Source organism: Streptomyces anatolicus, from assembly GCF_019400875.1.
In the GTDB taxonomy this organism is placed as follows: Bacteria; Actinomycetota; Actinomycetes; order Streptomycetales; family Streptomycetaceae; genus Streptomyces; species Streptomyces anatolicus.
This window is the reverse complement of sequence record NZ_WMBF01000054.1, coordinates 1-22,202: the sequence shown is the minus strand read 5'-3', so window position 1 is coordinate 22,202 and position 22,202 is coordinate 1. Positions and strand designations below refer to the sequence as shown.

12 protein-coding genes and 1 pseudogene are annotated in these 22,202 nt (G+C 71.2%); 6 read left to right on the top strand and 7 right to left on the bottom strand.

All coding sequences use genetic code 11. The annotated features are described in order from the left end of the window. Nucleotides 1-272: 272 nt before the first annotated feature. The 3 genes from GKQ77_RS08295 to GKQ77_RS08285 all read left to right on the top strand — a co-directional run bounded on the left by GKQ77_RS08295 (nucleotide 273) and on the right by GKQ77_RS08285 (nucleotide 2,668). Nucleotides 273-1,472 (top strand): PP2C family protein-serine/threonine phosphatase, encoded by a 1,200-nt coding sequence (locus tag GKQ77_RS08295; RefSeq protein ID WP_219688058.1) that lies wholly within the window; start codon nucleotides 273-275, stop codon nucleotides 1,470-1,472. A gap of 122 nt (nucleotides 1,473-1,594) precedes the next feature. Continuing rightward, the gene (locus tag GKQ77_RS08290; RefSeq protein ID WP_219688057.1) at nucleotides 1,595-2,119 is read left to right on the top strand and encodes a DUF5709 domain-containing protein; all 525 of its coding nucleotides are present in this window, start codon (nucleotides 1,595-1,597) and stop codon (nucleotides 2,117-2,119) included. 141 nt (nucleotides 2,120-2,260) lie between these two features. Then, nucleotides 2,261-2,668: a hypothetical protein gene (locus GKQ77_RS08285; protein ID WP_219688056.1), complete on the top strand. Its 408-nt coding sequence runs from the start codon at nucleotides 2,261-2,263 to the stop codon at nucleotides 2,666-2,668. A gap of 57 nt (nucleotides 2,669-2,725) precedes the next feature. Here the strand turns inward: GKQ77_RS08285 and glgB are convergent, their stop codons facing one another. Genes glgB through GKQ77_RS08270 form a run of 4 tightly spaced genes read right to left on the bottom strand, consistent with a single transcriptional unit; the run spans nucleotide 2,726 to nucleotide 10,088 of the window. After that, nucleotides 2,726-4,984 carry a 1,4-alpha-glucan branching enzyme gene (glgB, locus tag GKQ77_RS08280; RefSeq protein ID WP_258021020.1) on the bottom strand — a complete coding sequence of 753 codons (2,259 nt, stop codon included), beginning with the start codon at nucleotides 4,982-4,984 and terminating at the stop codon, nucleotides 2,726-2,728. Between the two features lie 4 nt (nucleotides 4,985-4,988). Then, nucleotides 4,989-6,329: a maltokinase N-terminal cap-like domain-containing protein gene (locus tag GKQ77_RS33225; protein WP_258021019.1), complete on the bottom strand. Its 1,341-nt coding sequence runs from the start codon at nucleotides 6,327-6,329 to the stop codon at nucleotides 4,989-4,991. A gap of 13 nt (nucleotides 6,330-6,342) precedes the next feature. Further along, the gene (gene treS, locus GKQ77_RS08275; protein WP_219688054.1) at nucleotides 6,343-8,070 is read right to left on the bottom strand and encodes a maltose alpha-D-glucosyltransferase; all 1,728 of its coding nucleotides are present in this window, start codon (nucleotides 8,068-8,070) and stop codon (nucleotides 6,343-6,345) included. Beyond that, on the bottom strand, nucleotides 8,067-10,088 hold the full coding sequence (locus tag GKQ77_RS08270) for an alpha-1,4-glucan--maltose-1-phosphate maltosyltransferase (RefSeq protein ID WP_219688053.1): 2,022 nt from the start codon (nucleotides 10,086-10,088) through the stop codon (nucleotides 8,067-8,069). Before GKQ77_RS08270 ends, treS begins: the two co-directional genes overlap by 4 nt. A gap of 448 nt (nucleotides 10,089-10,536) precedes the next feature. On the opposite strand from GKQ77_RS08270, the gene GKQ77_RS08265 reads away from it, so the two are divergent. Continuing rightward, the gene (locus GKQ77_RS08265; protein WP_219688052.1) at nucleotides 10,537-11,874 is read left to right on the top strand and encodes a carboxylesterase/lipase family protein; all 1,338 of its coding nucleotides are present in this window, start codon (nucleotides 10,537-10,539) and stop codon (nucleotides 11,872-11,874) included. Between the two features lie 189 nt (nucleotides 11,875-12,063). After that, nucleotides 12,064-14,691: an alpha-glucan family phosphorylase gene (gene glgP, locus GKQ77_RS08260; protein WP_219688051.1), complete on the top strand. Its 2,628-nt coding sequence runs from the start codon at nucleotides 12,064-12,066 to the stop codon at nucleotides 14,689-14,691. A gap of 55 nt (nucleotides 14,692-14,746) precedes the next feature. On the opposite strand, the gene GKQ77_RS08255 is transcribed toward glgP, so the two are convergent. The 3 genes and pseudogenes from GKQ77_RS08255 to GKQ77_RS08245 all read right to left on the bottom strand — a co-directional run. Continuing rightward, nucleotides 14,747-16,441 (bottom strand): M4 family metallopeptidase, encoded by a 1,695-nt coding sequence (locus tag GKQ77_RS08255; protein WP_219688050.1) that lies wholly within the window; start codon nucleotides 16,439-16,441, stop codon nucleotides 14,747-14,749. Between the two features lie 205 nt (nucleotides 16,442-16,646). Beyond that, nucleotides 16,647-18,722 (bottom strand): M4 family metallopeptidase, encoded by a 2,076-nt coding sequence (locus GKQ77_RS08250; protein WP_219688049.1) that lies wholly within the window; start codon nucleotides 18,720-18,722, stop codon nucleotides 16,647-16,649. A gap of 389 nt (nucleotides 18,723-19,111) precedes the next feature. Next, nucleotides 19,112-20,629, bottom strand: a pseudogene (locus GKQ77_RS08245) (ABC transporter ATP-binding protein); the annotation flags it as partial. 12 nt (nucleotides 20,630-20,641) lie between these two features. On the opposite strand from GKQ77_RS08245, the gene GKQ77_RS08240 reads away from it, so the two are divergent. Continuing rightward, entirely contained in the window at nucleotides 20,642-22,141 is a 1,500-nt protein-coding gene (locus tag GKQ77_RS08240) for a class I adenylate-forming enzyme family protein (RefSeq protein ID WP_308117589.1), read from the top strand. Nucleotides 22,142-22,202 lie beyond the last annotated feature (61 nt).

The window sequence follows — 22,202 nt, the reverse complement described above, 5'->3', positions numbered from 1 at the left end:
GGGCAGGCCCCGGCTGCTCCTCCTCGGCTCCCCCCGCCCTGCGCCCGCTTCCGTTGCTCACACCGATGTCCCTTGGCACAGTCTTCTCCTCAGCCTTCTCCTCAGCCCGTTCCGGCCGTCCGTCGTGTGGTTCCGCAAACGGAAGGGCGCATACCGGGACCTTCCTCACTCGCCCGCGGGACCAAGGGCACCTCCCGGCCGGTCCCGAAGGCCCGGAACTCGGGCAGGATCCGGGCCCCGGTGTGAAACTGCCTGTGAGGCGGTGATCACAGATGTCGAGCGAACCGAGGGTCCCCGGTCCCGGGGAGCAGCTACTCGAACAGCTGCTCGCCTCGGCGCATGCGGCGACCCCGATGGAGCTGCCCGCCCTGGTGCAGCGCTTCGCCGACGCCGCGGGGCTCGACCGGATCGACGTATATCTGGTGGATCTGCAGCAGCGGCAGCTGGTGCCGCTGGCCGAGGGGCCGCCGGCGCTCGGGGTGGACACCTCCGTGGCCGGGTCGGCCTATCGGGCGCACACCCTGCGCGTCGAGGAGCTGGCCCACGGCCGGATCACCACCTGGCTGCCGCTCATCGACGGAGTCGAGCGGCTGGGCGTCATCGGCGCCACGGCGTCGGTCATCGACGGAGTGCTGCTGCGGCGCTGCCGCACGCTCGCCTCCATCCTGGCCATGGTGATCACCTCGAAGCGCACCGCGAGCGACACCTTCGCGCGCCGGACGCGCTCCGAGACCATGCAGCTGCCCGCCGAGATGCTCCGGGCCTTTCTGCCGCCCCGCACGATCGGCAACTCCGACGTCATCTCGACCGCCGTCCTCGAACCGGCCTACGACATCGGCGGCGACGTCTTCGACCACTCCCTGACGCGTTCCACCCTGTATCTGACGATCCTCGACGCGATGGGCCACAACCTCATGTCGGGGCTGACGACCGCCGTGGCCATGGCCGGGTGCCGCAACGCCCGCCGGGCGGAGGCCGAGCTGACCGAGCTGGTCGACACCGTCCAGGAGGCGCTCGCCCGGTGGCTGCCCGAGCAGTTCTGCACGGGGATCCTCGCCGAACTCGATCTGGCGGGCGGGGTCCTGCGGTGGTGCAACTGCGGCCATCCGCCGCCCCTGCTGATCCGGGACCACCGCGTGCTCGACCGGGCGCTCGAACGGCCCGCCCAGCCTCCCCTGGGGACGCCCGCGCTGCTCGCCGGCGTCACGTGGCAGGTGCACGAGGAAGCGCTCCAGCCGGGCGACCGCGTCCTCATGTACACCGACGGCGTCACGGAGCTGCGGACCGGGGGCGGCGCCGAGTTCGGTCTGGAGCGGTTCACCGACAGCATCATCCGGGCGACGGCCGCGGGCGAGTCGGCCCCGGAGGCGCTGCGCCAGCTCATCCACTCCATCCTCGACCGGCAGGACAACCAGCTGCGCGACGACGCGACGCTGCTGCTGCTCGAATGGCGCCCGTCCGGCACCCGGTGAGCCCGGCACGCCTCCGCGCCGCGCCGGACGGCCTCCCCACATGCCTGAACGTGTGTTCTGGATCAGGGTGGATACACGAGATGACATCGGCACCACGCCGCGCATGAAGGAGTACGAACACCATGGACAACGATGACGTCATGGGCGACGAGGTCTACCAGCCCGACACGGCAGAGGTCCGCGAGGACGAGGGCATCCTCGACCCCGAGGACACGCTCAACGACCGCGCGTCGGACCCCTACGACGAGGGCTGGTCGCCTCCGGAGCGCCCTCTCGGGGTGAACCACACCGGGACCACCGCCGAGGAGCAGCAAGCGGGCGAGAGCCTGGACGAACGCCTCTCCGAGGAGCTGCCCGACCCCGCGCTCGCGGTCCCCGACCCCGCCGAGGACGACGACGGCATCGGCGACACGACCGACACCGACGGCGAACCGATCGATGAGACCCAGGTGGGAGACGCCCGCGCCGGACGCCTGTTCGCCCCGGACGAGGGCGCCATCGAGGACCCGGAGGACGTCGCCGAGCAGGACATGGTCGGCGAGGACATGGGGGTCGACGGCGGGGCGGCCTCCGCCGAGGAGGCGGCGGTGCACATCATCCCCGCTGAGGGCGAGGATCCCGCGGACTCCCGGGACAGGGGCGTATGACCCCTTCGGGCGAGCACGCGTCAGCGCGGGATCGGGCCAGGCGTACACCGACGCGCACCGAGGCATGTCATTACCCATAAATTGGGATGAATTGTCTTAAATTACTGCGGTCCCCTCCTCACTGCCTCTCCTGGAGATCGCATGAACCCTGCCCTGACGCGAGCCGTCACTTTCAGCGCCGGTCTGATGCTGTGCGCCGCCCCCCTCACGGTGGCGCACGCGCTCGACACCGCCTCCGACGACACCGGCAAGGGGGCGGCGCACCAGACGGCGCCGCGGCCCACGCTGACCGCGAAGGCGACGGTGAAGTCCATCAAGGCGTGGAACCAGTTCCGCGTCCACGGAAACTCCACGCGCCTGCCCGCGGGCACCGGCGTGACGCTGCAGCAGCTCCAGGGCAAGAGGTGGGTCTCCCTGCCGGCCCGCATGAACACCCTCCGCAACCACACGTACAACCTGCGGGTGAAGCTCGGCCTCAAGGGCCTCAACAAGCTCCGCGTGGTCGGCGGCGGCGCCGTCTCGAACGTCGTCCACGTCACCATCCGCTGACGCGCGCGGACCGGCACCGGCCCGCGCCTGCCGCCACCCCGCCTGCCGTCACTCCAGTCACTCCGGGCGCAGCCACACCGTGGCCAGCGGCGGCAGCGTGACGCGCAGGCGGGCCGGGCGGCCGTGGACGCCCTCGGGCTCGGGCTTCAGCGGGTCCGGGTTGCGGACGTCCCCGCCGCCGTAGCGGGCCGCGTCGGTGTTGAGGACCTCCCGCCAGGCGTGCGGCTCCTCGGGGACGCCGAGCGGGTAGTCCTCGCGGACCACCGGCGCGAAGTTGCAGACCGCGAGAAGCGGGGTCCCGTCCGCGGCATGGCGCAGGAACGCCAGGACGTTGTCCTGGGCCGCGTCCGTCACGATCCACGAGAATCCGGCCGGCTCGCTGTCCCGCTCCCACAGGGCGGGAGTCGCGCGGTACTGGTGGTTGAGGTCCCGCACCAGGCGCAGTACGCCGTGGTGGTCGGGCCGCGCCGGATACGAGGGGTCGAGCAGCCCCCAGTCCAGGCCGCCCTCCGCCGACCATTCGGCGCCCTGGGCGAACTCCTGTCCCATGAAGAGGAGTTGCTTGCCGGGATGGGCCCACATGAAGCCCAGGTAGGCGCGGTGGTTGGCGCGCCGCTGCCACCAGTCGCCGGGCATCTTGGAGACCAACGACTGCTTTCCGTGCACCACTTCGTCGTGCGAGAGGGGCAGGACGTAGTTCTCGCTGTACGCGTACACCATCGAGAACGTCATCTCGTTGTGGTGGTACTCGCGGTACACCGGGTCGCGGCTGATGTACTCCAGCGAATCGTGCGACCAGCCCATGTTCCACTTCAGGCCGAAGCCGAGGCCGCCGAAACCGTCCCGCCCGTTCTCGTGCGTGGCGCGTGTGACGCCGTCCCACGCCGTGGACTCCTCGGCGATGGTGACCACTCCGGGAGAGCGCCGGTAGACGGTGGCGTTCATCTCCTGGAGGAACGTGACCGCGTCCAGGTTCTCGCGGCCGCCCGACTCGTTGGGCGCCCACTGCCCCTCGTCGCGTGAGTAGTCGAGGTAGAGCATCGAGGCCACGGCGTCCACCCGGAGCCCGTCGACGTGGAACTCCTCGCACCAGTAACTCGCGTTGGCGACAAGGAAGTTGCGTACTTCCTTGCGGCCGTAGTCGAAGGTGAGGGTGCCCCAGTCGGGGTGTTCGGCGCGCCGCGGGTCCTGCGGTTCGTACAGGTGCTCCCCGTCGAAGGCCGCGAGCGCCCAGTCGTCCTTGGGGAAGTGGGCGGGCACCCAGTCCAGGATCACGCCGATGCCCGCCTGGTGCAGTGTGTCGACCAGGTGGCGGAAGTCGTCGGGGGTGCCCATGCGGGACGTCGGGGCGTAGAAGCCGGTGACCTGGTAGCCCCAGGAGCCGCTGAAGGGGTGCTCGGCCACCGGCATCAGCTCGACGTGGGTGAAGCCCGCTTCGGTGACGTAGGCGGTGAGTTCATCGGCCAGCTGACGGTAGGTCAGTCCTGGGCGCCAGGAGGCGAGATGGACCTCGTACACCGAGAAGGGTGCCTGGCAGACGGGCCGGTCGGCGCGGTGTGCCATCCACGCCTCGTCTCCCCACGCGTACGTCGACCGCGTGACGACGGAGGCGGTGGCGGGGGGCACCTCGGCGCGCCGTGCCATCGGGTCCGCGCGCAGGGCGCGGGTGCCGTCGGCGCGGGTGATGTCGAACTTGTAAAGCGTCCCTTCGTCCATGCCGGGGACGAAGAGCTCCCATACGCCGGTCGAGCCGAGCGAGCGCATCGGGTAGGCGGAGGCGGTCCCGTCCCAGTGGCAGAAGTCCCCGCAAACCCTCACTCCTCGCGCGTTCGGCGCCCACACCGTGAAACGGGTGCCGGAGACTCCCTGGTGGGTCATCGGGTGCGCGCCCAGCGCCTTCCACAGCTCCTCGTGCCGGCCCTCACCGATCAGGTGCAGGTCGAGTTCGCCGAGTGCGGGCAGGAAGCGGTAGGGGTCCTCGTACTCGATCGCGGAGGTCTGACCGTCGTACGTCACACGCAGCCGGTAATCGGGGATCGCGGTGAGGGGCAGCACGCCGGAGAACAGGCCGTCGCCCATGGCGGTCAGCGCCACCGTCCGTTCGCCGGTGACGAGCGTGACCGTCCGGGCGTGGGGGCGCAGCACCCTGAAGGCGGTGCCGCCGGGCACCGGGTGCGCGCCGAGCAACGCGTGCGGGTCGTGGTGCGTGCCCGACAGGAGGCGCTGCCGGTCCTGGGCGTCGAGCGGGGCGGCCGGGAGGGCCGCGTCCGCGGCGCGGGAGGAACCCTGCGTCTCGGTGGTGGCTGTCGCTTTCATGGGGTCAGCTCTCCTCTGCGAGGCGGGCGATCGCCGCCATGGGGACGGGCAGCCAGTCGGGGCGGTGCCTGGCCTCGTAGAGCGCCTCGTACACCGCCCGGTCCGTCTCGTAGGCCCGCAGCAGCTCGGCCTCCGTACGCGGGTCCCAGGTCGACTCCGCGGCATACCCCGCGCAGTAGGCCTCACGGCACCGCTCCACCCACTGGGGGTGCCACGGGCGGCGGCTGTGGGCGGCGTAGTCGAAGGAGCGGAGCATGCCCGCGATGTCGCGTATGGGCGCCTGGGCGCGTCGGCGTTCGTCGAGCGGGCGTGCGGGCTCACCCTCGAAGTCGATGATGAACCACTCGTGCCTGGCCTTGAGCACCTGGCCGAGGTGCAGGTCGCCGTGGACGCGCTGGGCCTCGCGGCCGGGGCCGTGGCCCGCGACGGCGCCGTAGGCGGTCTTCAGACGGGATACGTAGGGGACGAGCGCCGCCATCTGGCGGGCCGCGGTCTCCAGGCGTCCGGTCATGGCGGCGGCGAGCGGGCTGCCGCCGTAGGGGTCGGCGGGCTCGGAGCCGAAGGCCTGGGCGAGCGCGAGGTGCACCTCGGCGGTGGCGCGCCCCAGTTCGTAGGACTCGTCGGTGAAGTCCTCGCCGGTGGAGAGCGAGCGCAGCGCCAGGGTCCAGCCGTCCGTCGCCTCGGGCAGGAACGGCTGGAGCACGCCGAGGGTCGCCGTGTGCGGCTCGGTGGTCCAGAACCAGGCCACGGGGGCGGGCACCCGGGCGCAGCCCCCGCGGGCCAGCGCCCAGGGGACCTCCAGGTCCGGGTTGATGCCGTACTGGATGCGGCGGAACAGCTTCAGGATGAACGCGTCCCCGTACACCAGGGAGGTGTTGGACTGCTCCCCGTCGAGGAGGCGGGGCGGCAGCCCTTCGGGTACGGCGGTGCGCGCGTCCCGTTCGAAGCGCAGGGGGCCCATCACGCCGGGGACCCGCAGGCGTTCCAGGAGCAGCCCCGCCGACCAGGGGTCGAGGAGGGCGTCGTAGACGGTGAGTCCGGCGAGCGGGCCCGCGTCGGGGCGGCCGACGACCGCGTGGTGGAGGCGGGGCGGCAGGTGTTCGCGGACGCCGAGGATGAGTTGGTAGCAGTCTTCGGGTGGTCCGGCGGGTCCGGTGCGGATCAGCAGGTGCAGACATCCCGGGTGCAGCTCGGTCATGGACAGGACGGCGAGGTCCGTGACGGGCCTGCCCTTGCCCGCGAACCAGCGCTGCTCGGGCAGCCATGCGCGAAGTATCCCGGCCAACGAGGTCAGCAGCCGCGGCGGGCTGAGGCTGCCGGGCGACTGCGATGCGGTCTTCAGCATGCGACACGTCCCTTCAAAAGCGCACGGTGCGTGCGGCCGGACGTCGTGGCTGTTGGGTGAGGCGGAACCAGTAGAAGCCGTGGCCCGCCAGGGTGAGGAGGTAGGGCAGCTCGCCGATGGCCGGGAACCGCACCCCGCCGATCAGCTCCACCGGGTGGCGTCCGTCGAAGGCTTGTAGATCCAGTTCGGTGGGCTGGGCGAAGCGGGAGAAATTGTGCACGCACAGTGCCAGGTCGTTCTCGTACTCGCGGAGGAAGGCGAGGACGGCGGGGTTGGAGGAGGGGAGTTCGGTGTAGGTGCCGAGGCCGAAGGCGGGGTTCTGTTTGCGGATCTCGATCATCCTGCGGGTCCAGTGCAGGAGGGAGGAGGCGGAGGACATGGAGGCTTCGACGTTGGTGACCTGGTAGCCGTAGACGGGATCCATGATCGTGGGCAGGGAGAGGCGGCCTGGGTCGCAGGAGGAGAAGCCCGCGTTGCGGTCGGGTGTCCACTGCATGGGGGTGCGCACCGCGTCGCGGTCGCCGAGCCAGATGTTGTCGCCCATGCCGATCTCGTCGCCGTAGTAGAGGATCGGGGATCCGGGCAGGGAGAGCAGGAGTGCGGTGAACAGTTCGATCTGGTTGCGGTCGTTGTCCAGGAGGGGGGCGAGGCGGCGGCGGATTCCGATGTTGGCGCGCATGCGGGGGTCTTTGGCGTATTCGGCGTACATGTAGTCGCGTTCTTCGTCGGTGACCATCTCCAGGGTGAGTTCGTCGTGGTTGCGCAGGAAGATGCCCCATTGGCAGTTCTTGGGGATGGCGGGGGTCTTGGCGAGGATTTCGGAGACGGGGTAGCGGGATTCACGGCGTACGGCCATGAAGATGCGGGGCATGACGGGGAAGTGGAACGCCATATGGCATTCGTCGCCGCCGTTCTCGAAGGAGCCGAAGTAGTCGACGACGTCCTCGGGCCATTGGTTGGCCTCGGCGAGCAGAACGGTGTCGGGGTAGTGGGCGTCGATTTCGGCGCGTACGCGTTTGAGGAGGTGGTGGGTGCGGGGGAGGTTCTCGCAGTTGGTGCCCTCTTCGGCGTAGAGGTAGGGCACGGCGTCCAGACGGTATCCGTCGATGCCCAGGTCGAGCCAGAAGCGGAGGGCGGCGATGATCTCTTCCTGGACCGCCGGGTTCTCATAGTTGAGGTCGGGCTGGTGGGAGAAGAAGCGGTGCCAGTAGTACTGCTTGCGGACGGGGTCGAAGGTCCAGTTGGAGGCTTCGGTGTCGACGAAGATGATGCGGGCGTCGGCGTAGGCCTTGTCGTCATCCGCCCAGACGTAGTAGTCGCCGTAGGGGCCGTCCGGGTCGGTGCGGGAGGCCTGGAACCACGGGTGCTGGTCGCTGGTGTGGTTCATGACGAAGTCGATGATGACGCGCATGCCGCGCTGGTGGGCGGAGTCGACGAATTCCACGAAGTCGGCGAGGTCGCCGAATTCGGGCAGGACGGCGGTGTAGTCGGAGACGTCGTAGCCGCCGTCACGCAGGGGGGATTTGAAGAAGGGGGGCAGCCACAGGCAGTCCACGCCGAGCCATTGGAGGTAGTCGAGTTTGGCGGTGATGCCTTTCAGGTCGCCGACGCCGTCGCCGTTGCTGTCCTGGAAGGAGCGCACGAGTACTTCGTAGAACACGGCACGTTTGAACCAGTCGGGATGCCGGTCCTTGGTGGGCGTGTCCTCGAAGGTGTCCTGGACGGGCTCATTGACGATCATGATGTGGGTGACCCTCCGATCAACGGTGAGGACGGTCGCAGGACCCGGAGAATGTGCGCGGGCGCGCGGCCCGGCTCGAGGCGCACATAATTGGCCCTGCCCCAGTGATAGGTCTCGCCGGTGAGCTCGTCGCGCACCGGCACGGTCTCGTGCCATTCGAGGCCGAGTTGCGGCATGTTCAACGAGACCGTGGCCTCCTGGGTGTGGTGGGGGTCGAGGTTGGCCACCACCAGAACCGTGTTCGAACCGTGTGCGTCCGTGGCGGTCTTCGAGTAGGCGATCACCGCTTCCTTGTCGGTGGGGTGGAAGTGCAGGTCCCGCAGCTGCTGGAGGGCGGGGTTGGCCCGCCGCACGCGGTTCAGCTCGGTGATGAGCGGGGCGATCGTGGCGCCGGAGCGCGCCGCCGACTCCCAGTCGCGTGGCCGCAGTTGGTACTTCTCCGAGTCCAGGTACTCCTCGCTGCCGGGCCGCACAGGGGTGTTCTCGCACAGCTCGAAGCCGCTGTAGACACCCCAGGTCGGCGAGAGCGTCGCGGCGAGCACGGCCCGCGTCTCGAAGGCGGGGCGGCCGCCGTCCTGGAGGTAGGCGTGCAGGATGTCCGGGGTGTTCACGAAGAAGTTCGGGCGCAGGAAGTGCGCGGTCTCCTGCGACAACTCGGTGAGGTAGTCGGTGAGTTCGGCCTTGTCGTTGCGCCAGGTGAAGTACGTGTACGACTGCTGGAAGCCGATGGCCGCGAGGGTGTGCAGCATCGCGGGGCGGGTGAAGGCCTCGGCGAGGAAGATGACGTCCGGGTCGGTGCCGTTGATCCGGGCGATCACCTCCTCCCAGAACACGACCGGCTTCGTATGCGGATTGTCGACGCGGAAGATCCGCACCCCGTGCCCCATCCAGAACCGCAGCAGCCGCACCGTCTCCTCGACCAGCCCCGGCAAGTCCCGGTCGAAGGCGAGCGGATAGATGTCCTGGTACTTCTTCGGCGGATTCTCCGCGTACGCGATGGAACCGTCGGCCCGGTGCCGGAACCACTCCGGATGCTTCTCCACCCACGGATGATCCGGCGAGCACTGCAACGCGAAGTCCAGCGCCACCTCGAGCCCCAACTCCCCGGCCCGCCCGACGAAGGCGTCGAAGTCGGCGAGGGTCCCGAGATCCGGATGGACCGCGTCATGGCCGCCCTCGGGCGAACCGATCGCCCAGGGCACGCCCACGTCGTACGGGCCGGGGGAGAGGGAGTTGTTCGGCCCCTTGCGGAATGTGGTGCCGATGGGGTGGATCGGCGGCAGGTACACCACGTCGAAGCCCATCTCGGCGACCGCGGGCAGCCGCTCGGCCGCCGTGCGGAACGTCCCCGACACCGGCGGGGCGCCCTCCCGCACGACAGCGCCCTCCGAGCGCGGGAAGAACTCGTACCAGGAGCCGAACAGAGCCCGCCGCCGCTCCACGACGAGCGGGAACTCCGGTGAGGACGTGACCAGTTCCCGCAGCGGGTGGCGGGCCAGCGCAGCCTCCACCTCGGGCGTGAGGGCCGCCGCGAGGCGGGCGGCCGGGGCGCGGTCCGTGTCGCGCAGCGCCTCGGCCGCGCCGAGCACGGCGGCCCGCTCGGCCGGGGGGATCCCGGCGGCGGCGCGTTCGTGGAGGCGGGCGCCCTCCTCCAGGACCAGGTCCGTGTCGAGGCCCGCCGGTATCTTGATCCGCGCGTGGTGCCGCCAGGTCGAGACCGGATCGCCCCACGCCTCCACGGCGTACGTCCAGCGCCCCTCGGCGTCCGGTGTGACGTCCGCGCCCCACCGGTCGGTGCCGGGCGCCAGCTCCCGCATCGGGGTCCAGGGGCCGGGGCGCCCCTCGGGGTCGCGCAGGACGACATTGGCGGCGACCGCCTCATGGCCTTCGCGGAAGACCGTGGCGGTCACCTGGAACGTTTCGCCCGGCACGGCCTTCGCCGGTTTTCGGCCGCAGTGGACGGCCGGGCGGACGTCCAGAACGGGGATGGTCGGTTGCGGGGTCGAGCCAAGAGGCATGTCTGACCGCTCCTGTCCGCGTGCACGGATACGGGGGTGGGGAGACGTTCCGCGGTGCGTGCCGGCCGCGTCGGGCCGGAGTGCGTACCGCAGGAGCCTTCCCACACCCCCCGGGTGGGCAATCCGGCGCTTTGTTAACTACTAGTGCGTAACGGCACGTGCAAGACCGGCCTCGCCGTGGAGGACGGAACCGGTCCGAAAACGTACTGTTCGTTATGGGCCGGGTGCATATGCCCTGCGGGTTATCGCCGTTGAACGTCGGCCTGAGCAGGCCTGAGCCGGCCTCAGCCCGCCTGTGGGCCCTGTGCGGGCGCGCACGCCGCCTCCGGCGAACAGAGCGGGCGCGGGCGCCAGTTGGAGGAAGCGACCACGGGTGTGGCGGGTTTCCGCCCGCCCTCGCCGCCGGGCCCCTTGCGGAAGCGGCCGAATCTGTTGTGCCGTACACCCCATGCCAGGCCACCCGATCGTCGCCACCACCCACGGCCCCGTCCGCGGCGAACCCCACGCGTACGGCGCCCGCTTCCTCGGCATCCCCTACGCCGCGCCCCCCGTCGGCGACCTCCGCTTCGCGCCGCCCGTCGCGCCCGAACCCTGGGAGCGGCCGCTGGACGCGGTCGCCTACGGGCCGACCGCGCAGCGGCGCGGGATCGGCGCGGGCGCCACCATCCCCGAACCCTCGGTCCCCGGCGCCGGCATCCTCAACCTCAACGTCTTCACCCCCGCACCAGGCGCCCCGGCGGCGCTCCCCGTCCTGGTCTGGATCCACGGCGGCTCCTACGTCGCCGGGTCCGCCGCGAGCCCCTGGTACGACGGGGCGTCCTTCAGCCGCGACGGCGTCGTCCTCGTCTCGCTCGGCTACCGGCTCGGCATCGAGGGCTTCCTGCACCTGGCCGACGCCCCGGACAACCGAGGCGTACGCGACTGGATCGCCGCCCTGCGCTGGGTGCGGGAGAACATCGCCGCGTTCGGCGGCGACCCCGCGAAGGTCACCGTCGCGGGGCAGTCGGCGGGCGGCGGCGCCGTCCAGACGCTGCTGGAGACCCCCGCCGCGCACGGCCTCTTCCGTGGGGCGATCGCCCTGTCCGCCTCGCTGATGGAGCCGCAGGAGCGGTGGGTGGGCCGCGCCGTGGCCGAGCTGTTCACGCGCCGCACGGGCCTGCCAGCCACCGCCGCCGCCCTGCGCGACCTCCCCGACGAGCGGATCCTCGCCCTCCAGGACGCCGTGCGCGAGCCCGCCCCCGACCGCGCGGAACTCCCTCGCCGCGTCCTCGCCCCCTTCGCCGACGGCGAGCTCGTCCCGCGCCCCGTGCTCACCGAGCTGACCGAGGGGGACCTGGGCGCGGAGCTGCCGCTGCTGCTCGGCTTCACGCGCCAGGAATTCAACTCCTCCGGCGGCCAGGAGCTGACCGACCTCGTCTTCCGCAGGCCGAACCTCGCGGTGGCCGAGGCCCGCGCCGCACGCGGACACCCCACTTGGCTCTACGAGTTCCGCTGGCCCTCGCCCGCACCCGGCAGCGGCCAGGGGCTCGCCTTCCACTGCCTGGACCTGCCCTTCGCCTTCGACCTGCTGTCCGCCGAGGGCGTCAAGGCCGCCGCGGGCGAGGCCCCGCCCCAGCGCCTCGCCGACGCGATGCACGCCGCACTCGTCGCCTTCGTACGCGATCTCGACCCGGGCGGCGCATGGCCGCGCTACACCCGGGGCCGCCGCGCGACCCGGCTCTGGGAGGCCGTGCCACGCCTGGTGGACGACCCGTTGCGGGCGGAACGGGAGAGCTGGTTCGGCTGAGCCGGACCCGGCACGGGCCCGCCCGCCGGGCGGCCGTGCGCCCTGTGCGCCGTGGTGAGGGGAGGCGGGCCGCCGCTACCTTCGTGTCGCGTAGGCCGATATGTACCGCATCCCGTGCGTCCCGGTGCATCACCGGGACGCAGTGGGTATCACTGTGCATCCCCGCGAATTCCCGCGAAGGTGGAGACCGTGAAGGCAATCCGTCGTTTCACCGTACGTCCCGTCCTTCCCGACCCCCTCGGTCACCTCGCCGAGCTGGCCCGCAATCTGCGCTGGTCCTGGCACCCGCGCACCCGCGAACTCTTCAAGTCGGTCGACCCCGCGCTGTGGGAGGCGTCCGGCTGCGACCCGGTGCGGCTGCTCGGCGGCGTACCGTCCGCGCGGCTCGCCGCACTCGCCCGCGACGAGGACTTCCTGCGACGGCTCGCCGAGACCGCGGCCGAGCTGCGGGAGTACGCCACCGGAGACCGCTGGTACCAGGAGCAGGGCGGGGCGGACGGCCAACTCCCGCGCGCCGTCGCCTACTTCTCCCCGGAGTTCGGCATCACCGCCGCCCTGCCCCAGTACTCCGGCGGCCTCGGCATCCTCGCCGGGGACCATCTCAAGGCCGCGAGCGACCTCGGCGTGCCGCTCATCGGCGTCGGGCTGCTCTACCGCCACGGCTACTTCCGCCAGTCACTGTCCCACGACGCCTGGCAGCAGGAGCAGTATCCGGTCCTCGACCCGAACGAACTCCCGGTCTCCCTGCTCCGCGAGGCCGACGGCACCCCCGCCCGGATCGCGCTCGCCCTGCCCGGCGGGCGCTCGCTGCTCGCCCACGTCTGGCAGGCGCAGGTCGGCCGCGTCCCGCTGCTCCTGCTCGACTCCGACGTCGAGGAGAACGACCCCGGCGAGCGCGATGTCACCGACCGGCTCTACGGCGGCGGCAGCGAGCACCGCCTCCTCCAGGAGATGCTGCTCGGCATCGGCGGGGTCCGCGCCGTACGCGCGTACTGCCGGCTGACCGGCCACCCCGAACCCGAGGTTTTCCACACCAACGAAGGGCACGCGGGCTTCCTGGGACTCGAACGCATCCACGAACTGGCCCTCGCCGACCTCGGCTTCGACGCCGCCCTCGAAGCCGTCCGCGCCGGAACCGTCTTCACCACCCACACGCCCGTCCCCGCCGGCATCGACCGCTTCGACCGCGAGCTGGTCGCCCACCACTTCGGGCCCGATGCCGAACTGCCCCGCATCGACGTCGGCGACATCCTGCGCCTGGGCATGGAGACCTACCCCGGCGGCGAGCCCAACCTCTTCAACATGGCGGTGATGGGCCTGCGCCTCGGCAGCCGCGCCAACGGGGTGAGCACCCTGCACGGCTCGGTGAGCCGAGGGATGTTCGCGGGCCTGTGGCCGGGCTTCGACCCCGAGGAGGTGCCGATCACCTCCATCACCAACGGCGTGCACGCGCCGACCTGGGTCGCCCCCGAGGTCCTCGCGCTCGGCGCCCGCCAGATCGGCGAGCGGCGCACCGAGGACGCCCTGTCGGTGGGCGGCTCCGACCGCTGGGACGCCGTCGCCGACATCCACGACTCCGACATCTGGGAGCTGCGCCGCACCCTGCGCGAGCAGCTGGTCCACGAGGTCAGGCGGCGCCTGCACGCCTCCTGGCGGCAGCGCGGCGCCGCCACCGCCGAGCTGGGCTGGATCGACGAGGTCCTGGACCCGGACGTCCTCACCATCGGCTTCGCCCGCCGCGTCCCCTCGTACAAGAGGCTTACGCTCATGCTGCGCGACCGGGACCGGCTCATGGAACTGCTCACCCACCCCGAGCGGCCCCTCCAGATCGTCGTCGCGGGCAAGGCGCACCCGGCCGACGACGGCGGCAAGCGGCTCATCCAGGAACTGGTCCGCTTCACCGACGACCCGCGCGTGCGCCACCGGATCGTGTTCCTGCCCGACTACGGCATGGCGATGGCGCAGAAGCTCTACCCGGGCTGCGACGTGTGGCTGAACAACCCGCTCAGGCCCCTGGAGGCGTGCGGGACCTCCGGCATGAAGGCGGCCCTCAACGGCTGCCTCAACCTCTCCGTCCTCGACGGCTGGTGGGACGAGTGGTTCGAGCCCGACTTCGGCTGGGCCATCCCCACGGCGGACGGCGCCGCCACCGACGACGACCGCCGCGACGACCTGGAGGCCGCCGCCCTCTACGACCTCCTGGAGCGCCGCATCGCCCCCCGCTTCTACGAGCGGGGCCGCGGCGGGCTGCCCGACCGGTGGATCGAGATGGTCCGCACGACACTGACCAGGCTCGGTCCGAAGGTCCTCGCGGGCCGCATGGTCCGTGAGTACGTCGAGCAGCTGTACGCCCCCGCCGCGCGCGCCCACCGTGCCCTCGACGCCACGGCCGCCGTCGAACTGGCCGCCTGGAAGACCCGCGTCCGCGCGGCCTGGCCCCGGGTGGCCGTCGACCACGTCGAGGCCTCGGCGACCGGCGCAACCGCGGAACTGGGCTCCACGCTGGCCCTGCGGGTGCGGGTGCACCTGGGGGAGCTGGCCCCGGAGGACGTCGAGGTCCAGGCGCTCGCGGGGCGCGTCGACCCGGAGGACCACCTCACCGGGGCCACGCCGGTGCCGCTGAAGCCGGCGAGCGGACCCGACCTGGAGGGGCGTCATGTGTACGAGGGGCCGCTCGCGCTGGACCGGACGGGGTCCTTCGGCTTCACGGTGCGGATTCTTCCCGCGCACCGGCTGCTGGCGAGCGGGGCCGAGCTGGGACTTGTCGCGGTGCCCTCGGAGGCGACCGGTGAGGCGGCCGGGGTGCTGATGAGGTGAACGCGCGAGGGGCGGCGCCCGTGGTTCGGACGCCGCCCCCGTGTCACACCGTCGGTTACTTGACGTTCACGGCCTTCCAGGCCGCGGCCACGCCCTTGTACTCGGCGGAGGTGGCGCCGTACAGGTCCTTCGCGGCGCTCAGCGTGCCCTTGCGGGCCGCCTTGTAGTTGGTGGTCGACGTGAAGTACGTCGTCAGCGCCTTGTACCAGATCTTCTCGGCCTTGGCGCGCCCGATGCCGACGACCTTGGTGCCGTCGAACGTCGGCGAGTTGTAGTTGACGCCGTTGATCCGCTTCTTGCCGCTGCCCTCGGAGAGCAGGTAGAAGAAGTGGTTGGCGATGCCCGACGAGTAGTGGACATCGACGTTCCCGGCGTTCGCGCTCCAGTAGTCCAGGGAGCCGCCGTCCTTGGAGGGCTTGTCCATGTACCGCAGCGGGGTGCCGTTGCCGTTGATGTCGATCTTCTCGCCGACGAGGTAGTCGCCGACGTCCTTGGGGTTCTTGGCCTTGAACTCCACGGCGGCGGCGAAGATGTCCGAGGTGGCCTCGTTGAGGCCGCCGGACTCGCCGCTGTACTCCATGTTGCCGGTCGCCGAGGTGACGCCGTGCGTCATCTCGTGCGCCGCGACGTCGATCGAGGTGAGGGGCTTCTTGTTGCCCTCGCCGTCGCCGTACGTCATGCAGAAGCAGCTGTCGTCCCAGAAGGCGTTGACGTAGCCGTTGCCGAAGTGGACCCGCGACCTCGCGCCCTTGCCGTCGCCGTTGATGCCCTTGCGGCCGTGCACGGCCTTGTAGTAGTCCCAGGTGAGCTGGGCGCCGTAGGCGGCGTCGACGGCGGCGGTCTGCACGCTGGAGGGCTTGCCGTTGCCCCAGACGTCGTTGGCGTCCTTGAAGAGCTTGCCCGAGCCGCTCTCCGCGTGCTTCATGTCGTACGTGCGGTGGCCGCCGCGGGCCTTGTCGTTCAGCTCGTAGCCGCTCGCGGTCTTCTTGGAGCCGACGGTGACCTTGCCGCTGTACTGGCTGTTGCCGGTGCCGTTCTCGATGGCCTGGTACTGGTACAGCTTCTTGCCGGTCGCGGCGTCCGTGATGACGTGCAGCCTGCTGGGCGTGCCGTCCTTCTGCACACCGGTGACGACCGTCTCGTACGCCAGGACGGGCTTGCCGGAGGCGGCCCAGATCACCTTGCGCGGAGCCTGCGCGTCGGCCTGCGCGGTCTTCGCCTTCGCGGCGGTCGACTCGGCGGACTTCGCGACGGAGGCCTTGGGCAGTCGGGCGTCGGTGGAGGCGACCTTCACGGACGCCTCGGTCGCCTTGGTGACACCCTTCAGCTCGCCGCTCTTCGCGGTGTGCACGACGAGGTCGCCGCCGAGGACGGGCAGGCCGTCGTAGGTGCGCTCGTAGCGGGTGTGGACGGTGCCGTCGCGGTCCTTGACGACATCGCGGACGACGAGCTTCTCCTTGGCGCCGAGGCCGATCTCGTCGGCGGTCGCGGCCTTCTCGGCGTTCGCGTCCTGGAGGAGGCCCGCGCGGTCCGACGCCGAGAGCGCGGCGGGCGCGCCCGACGGGGCCGGCGTCTCGTCCGTGCCGTTGGCGGAGGCGCCGGTGGTGAGACCGGCGGTGAGCAGTGCGCCGGCGGCGACGGCGGTGGCGATGGTGAGCGTCGAACGTCTGCGGGATATACCGGATATGCGGGACTTCTGGGAGGTCACACGAGCTCCTTCTGTGGGGGACTTGCGGGGGAAGAGTGTCATTCGGGCCAGGTACATGTCAGGGCTTTGGCCAGATGTTGGCCGGAAATGGTCCGCTGAGCGATGGTCAACATACGCAATGCGAACGACGGGCGAACGGCCGCGGGCAGCAAAAGCGCGCCGCCCCGGGGAGTTGAACACCCGGGGCGGCGCCGTTCGGACGCGGGACGGTCCCTCTACGGAAGGGTCCCTCTAGGGGAAGGTCCCTCTACGGGAAGGTGACCTTCCAGCTGTTGATGTAGCCGGTGTCCTGCGCGGCCTTGTCCTGGACCTTCAGCTTCCAGGTGCCGTTGGCCACCTCGGAGGAGGCGTTGACCGTGTAGGTCTCCTTGACGTTGTCCGCGGAGTCCGAGCTGCTCGTGGGCTTCAGCGGATAGACCGTGCCGTCGGGCGCCACCAGGTCGACCTGGAGGTCACCGCGCCAGGTGTGGACGATGTCGACGCCGACCTTCAGGGCGCTCGGCGCGTTGCCGGTGCGGCCGGTGACGTTGACCGAGGAGGTCACCGCGGCGCCGTTGTCCGGGATGGACACGTCCGTGGTGTTCTCGAAGGTGGTGCCGCCGGGCTCCTCGCCGCCGGGGCGGGCGCCGACGTTCACCGCGGCCCAGGCGTGCGCCACGGCCTTGTACTCGGTGCTGGTCGTGCCGTACAGCTCACCGGCGACCGCGAGCGTGCCGGTGCGGGCCGCCGCGTAGTTGGTCGTGGTGGTGAACTTCGTGGTGAGCGCCTTGAACCAGATCAGCGACGCCTTGTCCCGGCCGATGCCGGTCACCGGCAGGCCGTCGGAGGTCGGCGAGTCGTACTGGACGCCGTTGATCTCCTTCTTGCCACTGCCCTCGCTCAGCAGGTAGTAGAAGTGGTTGGCCACGCCCGACGAGTAGTGCACGTCGATGTTGCCGATGCCCGAGTACCACGAGTCCTTGGACGAGCCGTCCTTGCTGGGCTTGTCCATGTAGCGCAGCGGGGTGCCGTCGCCGCGGATGTCGATCTTCTCGCCGACGTTGTAGTCGCCCACGTCCTGCGGGTTGTTGGCGTTGAACTCGACGGCCGCCGCGAAGATGTCGGAGGTCGCCTCGTTCAGGCCGCCGGACTCGCCGCTGTACGTCATGTTGCCGGTGGCGGCCGTGACGCCGTGCGTCATCTCGTGGGCCGCCACGTCGATGGAGGTCAGCGGCTTGGCGTTGTTCGCGCCGTCGCCGTACGTCATGCAGAAGCAGCCGTCCGACCAGAAGGCGTTGACGTAGTTGTTGCCGTAGTGGACCCGGGAGTACGCGCCGACGCCGTCACCGCGGATGCCGCTGCGGCCGTGCACGTTCTTGTAGTAGTCCCAGGTCAGCGCGGCGCCGTAGTGGGCGTCGGCGCCGGCCGTCTCCAGGTTGGAGGGCAGGCCGTTGCCCCACACGTCGTCGGCGCCCGAGAAGAGGGTGCCGGTGCCGGAGGTGCCGCGGTTGAGGTTGTACGTCTTGTGGCTGCCGCGTGCGGTGTCGGTGAGGGTGTAGTTCGACCCCGACTGCGCGGTGCCAAGCGGCACTTGACCGCTGTACTGCGTGTTGCCCGTGCCGTTCTCGATGCCCTGCCACTGGAAGAGCTTCTTGCCGGTGGCGGCGTCCGTGACGACGTGCAGCTCGTTCGGCGTCCCGTCGTGCTGGAGGCCGCCGACCACGGTCTCGTAGGCCAGGACCGGCTTGCCCTTGGCCATCCACACGACCTTGCGCGGCGCCCGGTCCGCGTCGGTCTTCTTCGACCCCTCGGCCTTCGCGGCGCTCAGCGCCTGCTTCTCCGCGGCCGACGCCTTGATCTCGGCGCTCATGTCGATGCCCTGGAGCCGCGCCTTCGTGGCCTTGGTGACACCCTCGGTCTTCCCCGACTTCGCGGTGTCGACCACCATGTCGCCGCCGAGGACGGGCAGGCCGTCGTAGGTGCGCTCGTAGCGGGTGTGGACGGTGCCGTCGCGGTCCTTGGTGACGTCGCGGACGACGAGCTTCTCCTTGGCGCCGAGGCCGAGGTCCTTGGCGGTCTCCGCCTTGGTGGCGTTGGCGTCACGCAGGAGCGCGGCGCGCTGGGCGGGGGAGAGCTTGACGGCGAGCGCGCCCGGGTCGACCTTGCCGAGCTTCTGGGCGGGGGCCTTGGCGACGGTCTGCCGCGGGTCCTCGGCCGAGGCCGGGCCCGCCTGGACGGCGACGGCCAGCAGGGCGGCGACTGCGGAGAGGGCGCCGACGGCGGTCGCGCGGGTGCGGGCCGAACGGCTGTGGGGGCTGGGTCTGTGGGAGGTGTTTCTCAACACGGACTCCTTCTGCGCGGCCGCGGGGGTGCGCGGCCAGAGCTACCGGACGGCTGGATCGCCGTCCGGGCAGAGCAGGGCGGTACGCAGAACTGGGCGGTGCACAACGGGTATTGCCTGAACAGAAACCGTCGCGTTGTTGAAAGCCGTGCGGCGGTCGAGGGGAAGAGTGACACCGGAGCAGGGTCTCTGTCAGGACCGCGTCAAGAGTTGGCTGGAATCAGTCCGTTGGCCGGTGGCGGGAGTTCGCTATCCGGAGTGGAGAGGAGCCTGCGCCCGCAAGGGGTAAGCGGTTTCCGGCGAGCGGCCGGAATCAGCCGCCGCCAAGGGGCGGGGGCCGGTCCCGCAGGCCGGTTCAGGGCGGTGACCGTCGCCCGGGCCCGGCCCGGCGCTCAGCTCACCACGCTCTCCCGCCAGGCGCGGTGCAGGTCCGCGAACGCGCCTGTGCCCGCGATGAGTTGAGCGGGCGGGCCGTCCTCCACGACGCGTCCGTGCTCCATGACAAGGACCCGGTCCGCGATCTCCACCGTGGAGAGGCGGTGGGCGATCACCACGGCCGTGCGGCCGCGCAGAACCGTGTGCATGGCGCGCTGTACGGCCCGTTCGCCGGGGATGTCCAGGGAGCTGGTCGCCTCGTCGAGGATCAGTACCGCCGGGTCGGCGAGCAGGGCGCGGGCGAAGGCCACCAACTGGCGCTGGCCCGCCGAGATCCGGCCACCCCGCTTGCGTACGTCCGTGTCGTAGCCGTCCGGCAGCGACGCGATGAAGTCATGGGCGCCGATGGCCTTCGCGGCGTGCTCGATCTCCTCGCGGGTGGCGTCGGGGCGGCCGATCGCGATGTTCTCCGCGACGGTGCCGGAGAACAGGAACGCCTCCTGCGTCACCATCACGACCCCGCGCCGCAGCTCCGCGCCGGACAGCTCCCGCAGATCGACACCGTCGAGCAGGACCCGGCCCTCCGTCGGGTCGTAGAAGCGGGCGAGCAGCTTCGCCAGCGTGGACTTGCCCGCGCCGGTCGAGCCGACCACGGCGACGGTCTGCCCGGCAGGCAGTGTCAGGTCGAAGCGGGGCAGCACCTCGCCGCCCGTGCGGTAGGCGAACCGCACCCCGTCGAACCGCACCTCCCGGCCCGGGTGGGCGCGGGCGAGGACCGGCAGCGGACGCGCGGCGGACGCCTCCGGTTCGGGCACGGCCGGGGTCTGGGCGAGCAGGCCCGCCACCTTCTCCAGGGAAGCGGCCGCCGACTGGTAGGAGTTGAGGAACATGCCGAGCCGGTCGATCGGGTCGTAGAGGCGCCGCAGATACAGCACCGACGCGGCGAGGACGCCGAGCGCGAGCCCGCCGTCCGCGACCCGGTGCGCGCCCCACAGCACGATGGCGGCGACGGCCACGTTGGCGATGAGCCGCGAGCCGACCACATAGCGGGCCATCTCCAGCATCGCGTCGCCGTTGCTCCGCTCGTGCCGGCGGTTGAGCGCGGCGAACTCCGCGTCGTTCGCCCGCTCCCTGCGGAAGGCCCGCACCGGCCGGATGCCGTTCATCGTCTCCGCGAACTTCACGATGACGGCGGCGATCGCGGTCGAGCGGTTGCGGAACATCGCACCGGCGCGGCGCTGGTAGAGCCGTACGAGGAGGTAGAGCGGCACGAAGGACGCCACCGCGAGTGCGCCGAGACCCAGATCGAGCCAGAGCAGCATGGCCGAGATGTAGACGAAGGAGAGCAGGACGGTGATCAGTTCCTGGAGGCCCTCGCTGAGCAGTTCGCGCAGCGACTCCACGTCCGTGGTGGAGCGGGAGATCAGCCGCCCCGAGGTGTACCGCTCGTGGAAGTCGACGCTGAGCGCCTGCGCGTGCCGGAAGATGCGGCCGCGCAGATCGAGCAGCACGTCCTGGTTGACGCGCGCGGAGGCGACGCCCAGACCATCCCCGGCCTCCTCGCCGCCGCCGTCGCCGCCCACCCGGGCGAACCGGCGGTGCGCGACCGGCACGGACGCTGGACGTATGCCCAACTGGACGCCCGCGCGCGGGCGTTCGCCGAATGGCTGGGTGAGCGGGGCGTGCGGCGCGGTGACCGGGTGCTGGCCCGCGTCGGCAACGTACGCGAGTTCACCGCCGTCCTCTTCGGCACCCTTCTGCACGGCGCCGTGCTGGTGCCCGTCAACCCCGCCATGAAGCGGTTCCACCTGGCCTCCGTCGCCACCGACTGCGACCCGGCCCTCGCCATCGGCCAGGGCGCGGACGCCGACCTCCTCGCCGAACTGACGGGACGCCCCGCGTACGAACTGGGCACGCTGTGGCGCACGGTCGAGGAGCGCGCCGAGCGGGCCGAGCGCGGAGAGGGCCCCGCGTACGCGTACGAGGCCCACGCCCCCGCACCCGACGACCTCGCCCTGCTCATCTACACCTCCGGCAGCACCTCCGCCCCCAAGGCCGTCGTCTCCCCGCACGCCCCGGCCGTCTTCGCGACCCGCGCGATCGACGCCCGCCTCGGCTACCGCGCCTCCGACAAGGTCCTGGTCGCCCTGCCGCTCTCCTTCGACTACGGGCTCTACCAGATCCTGCTCTCCGTCCTCGCGGGCGCCGAGGCCGTGCTCACCGAGGCCGACCAGCACGTGTGGCTGTACGGCGCGCTGCGCGAGTACGGCGTCACCGTCGTGCCCCTGGTGCCCTCGCTCGCCGAGATGCTGCTGCGGCTCGCGGGCCGCGACGACGGCGAGGCCCCGCCGGTGCGCCTGTTCACCAACACGGGCGCCGCGCTGACCGGTCCGCTCATCGCGGGTCTGCGGGCCGCCTTCCCGGGCGCCGCCGTCGCCCCGATGTACGGCACCACCGAATGCAAGCGGATCACCGTCCTGGAACCCGACGGCGACCTGGAGCGGCCCGGCTCGGTGGGGCGCGCCCTGCCCGGCACCGAGGTCCTGATCCTGGCCGACGACGGCACCGCGCTGCCCCCCGGCCGCACCGGCCAGATCGCGGTGCGCGGCCCGCACGTGATGTCCGGCTACTGGCGCGCCCCCGAACAGACCGCCCAGCGCTTCCGCACCGACCCCGCCACCGGCGAAGTCACCCTGCACACCGGCGACTACGGCCACCTGGACGACGACGGGCACCTCTACTTCGAGGGCCGCCGCGACGACCTGTTCAAGCGGCGCGGGGTGCGGATGAGCGCCGTGGAGATCGAGGCGGCCGCGCTGGACGTGCCCGGGGTCGCGGCCGCAGCCGTCCTCGCCCCCGACGACGGGATCGACCTCACGCTGTTCGCCGTCACGCGGCTCGCCCCGGACGGGGTGCTGCGCCAGCTCGGTGAGCGCCTGGAGAGTGCCAAGGTCCCCGCCGTGTGCAGGGTCGTCGACGCGCTGCCGCTCACCCCCAACGGCAAGACCGACCGCAGGCACCTGCGCCGTCTCGTCGAAGCCACCTGATCCCGCACGCCCCCTCAGCCCCGCACGCCCTTCGCCTTGAAGTCCCCCTTCACCCCTGAAG

Excerpts from the sequence above, each read along its gene's own strand:
- GKQ77_RS08295 (WP_219688058.1), top strand. The coding sequence starts at position 273 with ATGTCGAGCGAACCGAGGGTCCCCGGTCCCGGGGAGCAGCTACTCGAA.
- GKQ77_RS08290 (WP_219688057.1), top strand. The coding sequence starts at position 1,595 with ATGGACAACGATGACGTCATGGGCGACGAGGTCTACCAGCCCGACACG.
- GKQ77_RS08285 (WP_219688056.1), top strand. The coding sequence starts at position 2,261 with ATGAACCCTGCCCTGACGCGAGCCGTCACTTTCAGCGCCGGTCTGATG.
- glgB (WP_258021020.1), bottom strand. The coding sequence starts at position 4,984 with ATGAAAGCGACAGCCACCACCGAGACGCAGGGTTCCTCCCGCGCCGCG.
- GKQ77_RS33225 (WP_258021019.1), bottom strand. The coding sequence starts at position 6,329 with ATGCTGAAGACCGCATCGCAGTCGCCCGGCAGCCTCAGCCCGCCGCGG.
- treS (WP_219688054.1), bottom strand. The coding sequence starts at position 8,070 with ATGATCGTCAATGAGCCCGTCCAGGACACCTTCGAGGACACGCCCACC.
- GKQ77_RS08270 (WP_219688053.1), bottom strand. The coding sequence starts at position 10,088 with ATGCCTCTTGGCTCGACCCCGCAACCGACCATCCCCGTTCTGGACGTC.
- GKQ77_RS08265 (WP_219688052.1), top strand. The coding sequence starts at position 10,537 with ATGCCAGGCCACCCGATCGTCGCCACCACCCACGGCCCCGTCCGCGGC.
- GKQ77_RS08255 (WP_219688050.1), bottom strand. The coding sequence starts at position 16,441 with ATGACACTCTTCCCCCGCAAGTCCCCCACAGAAGGAGCTCGTGTGACC.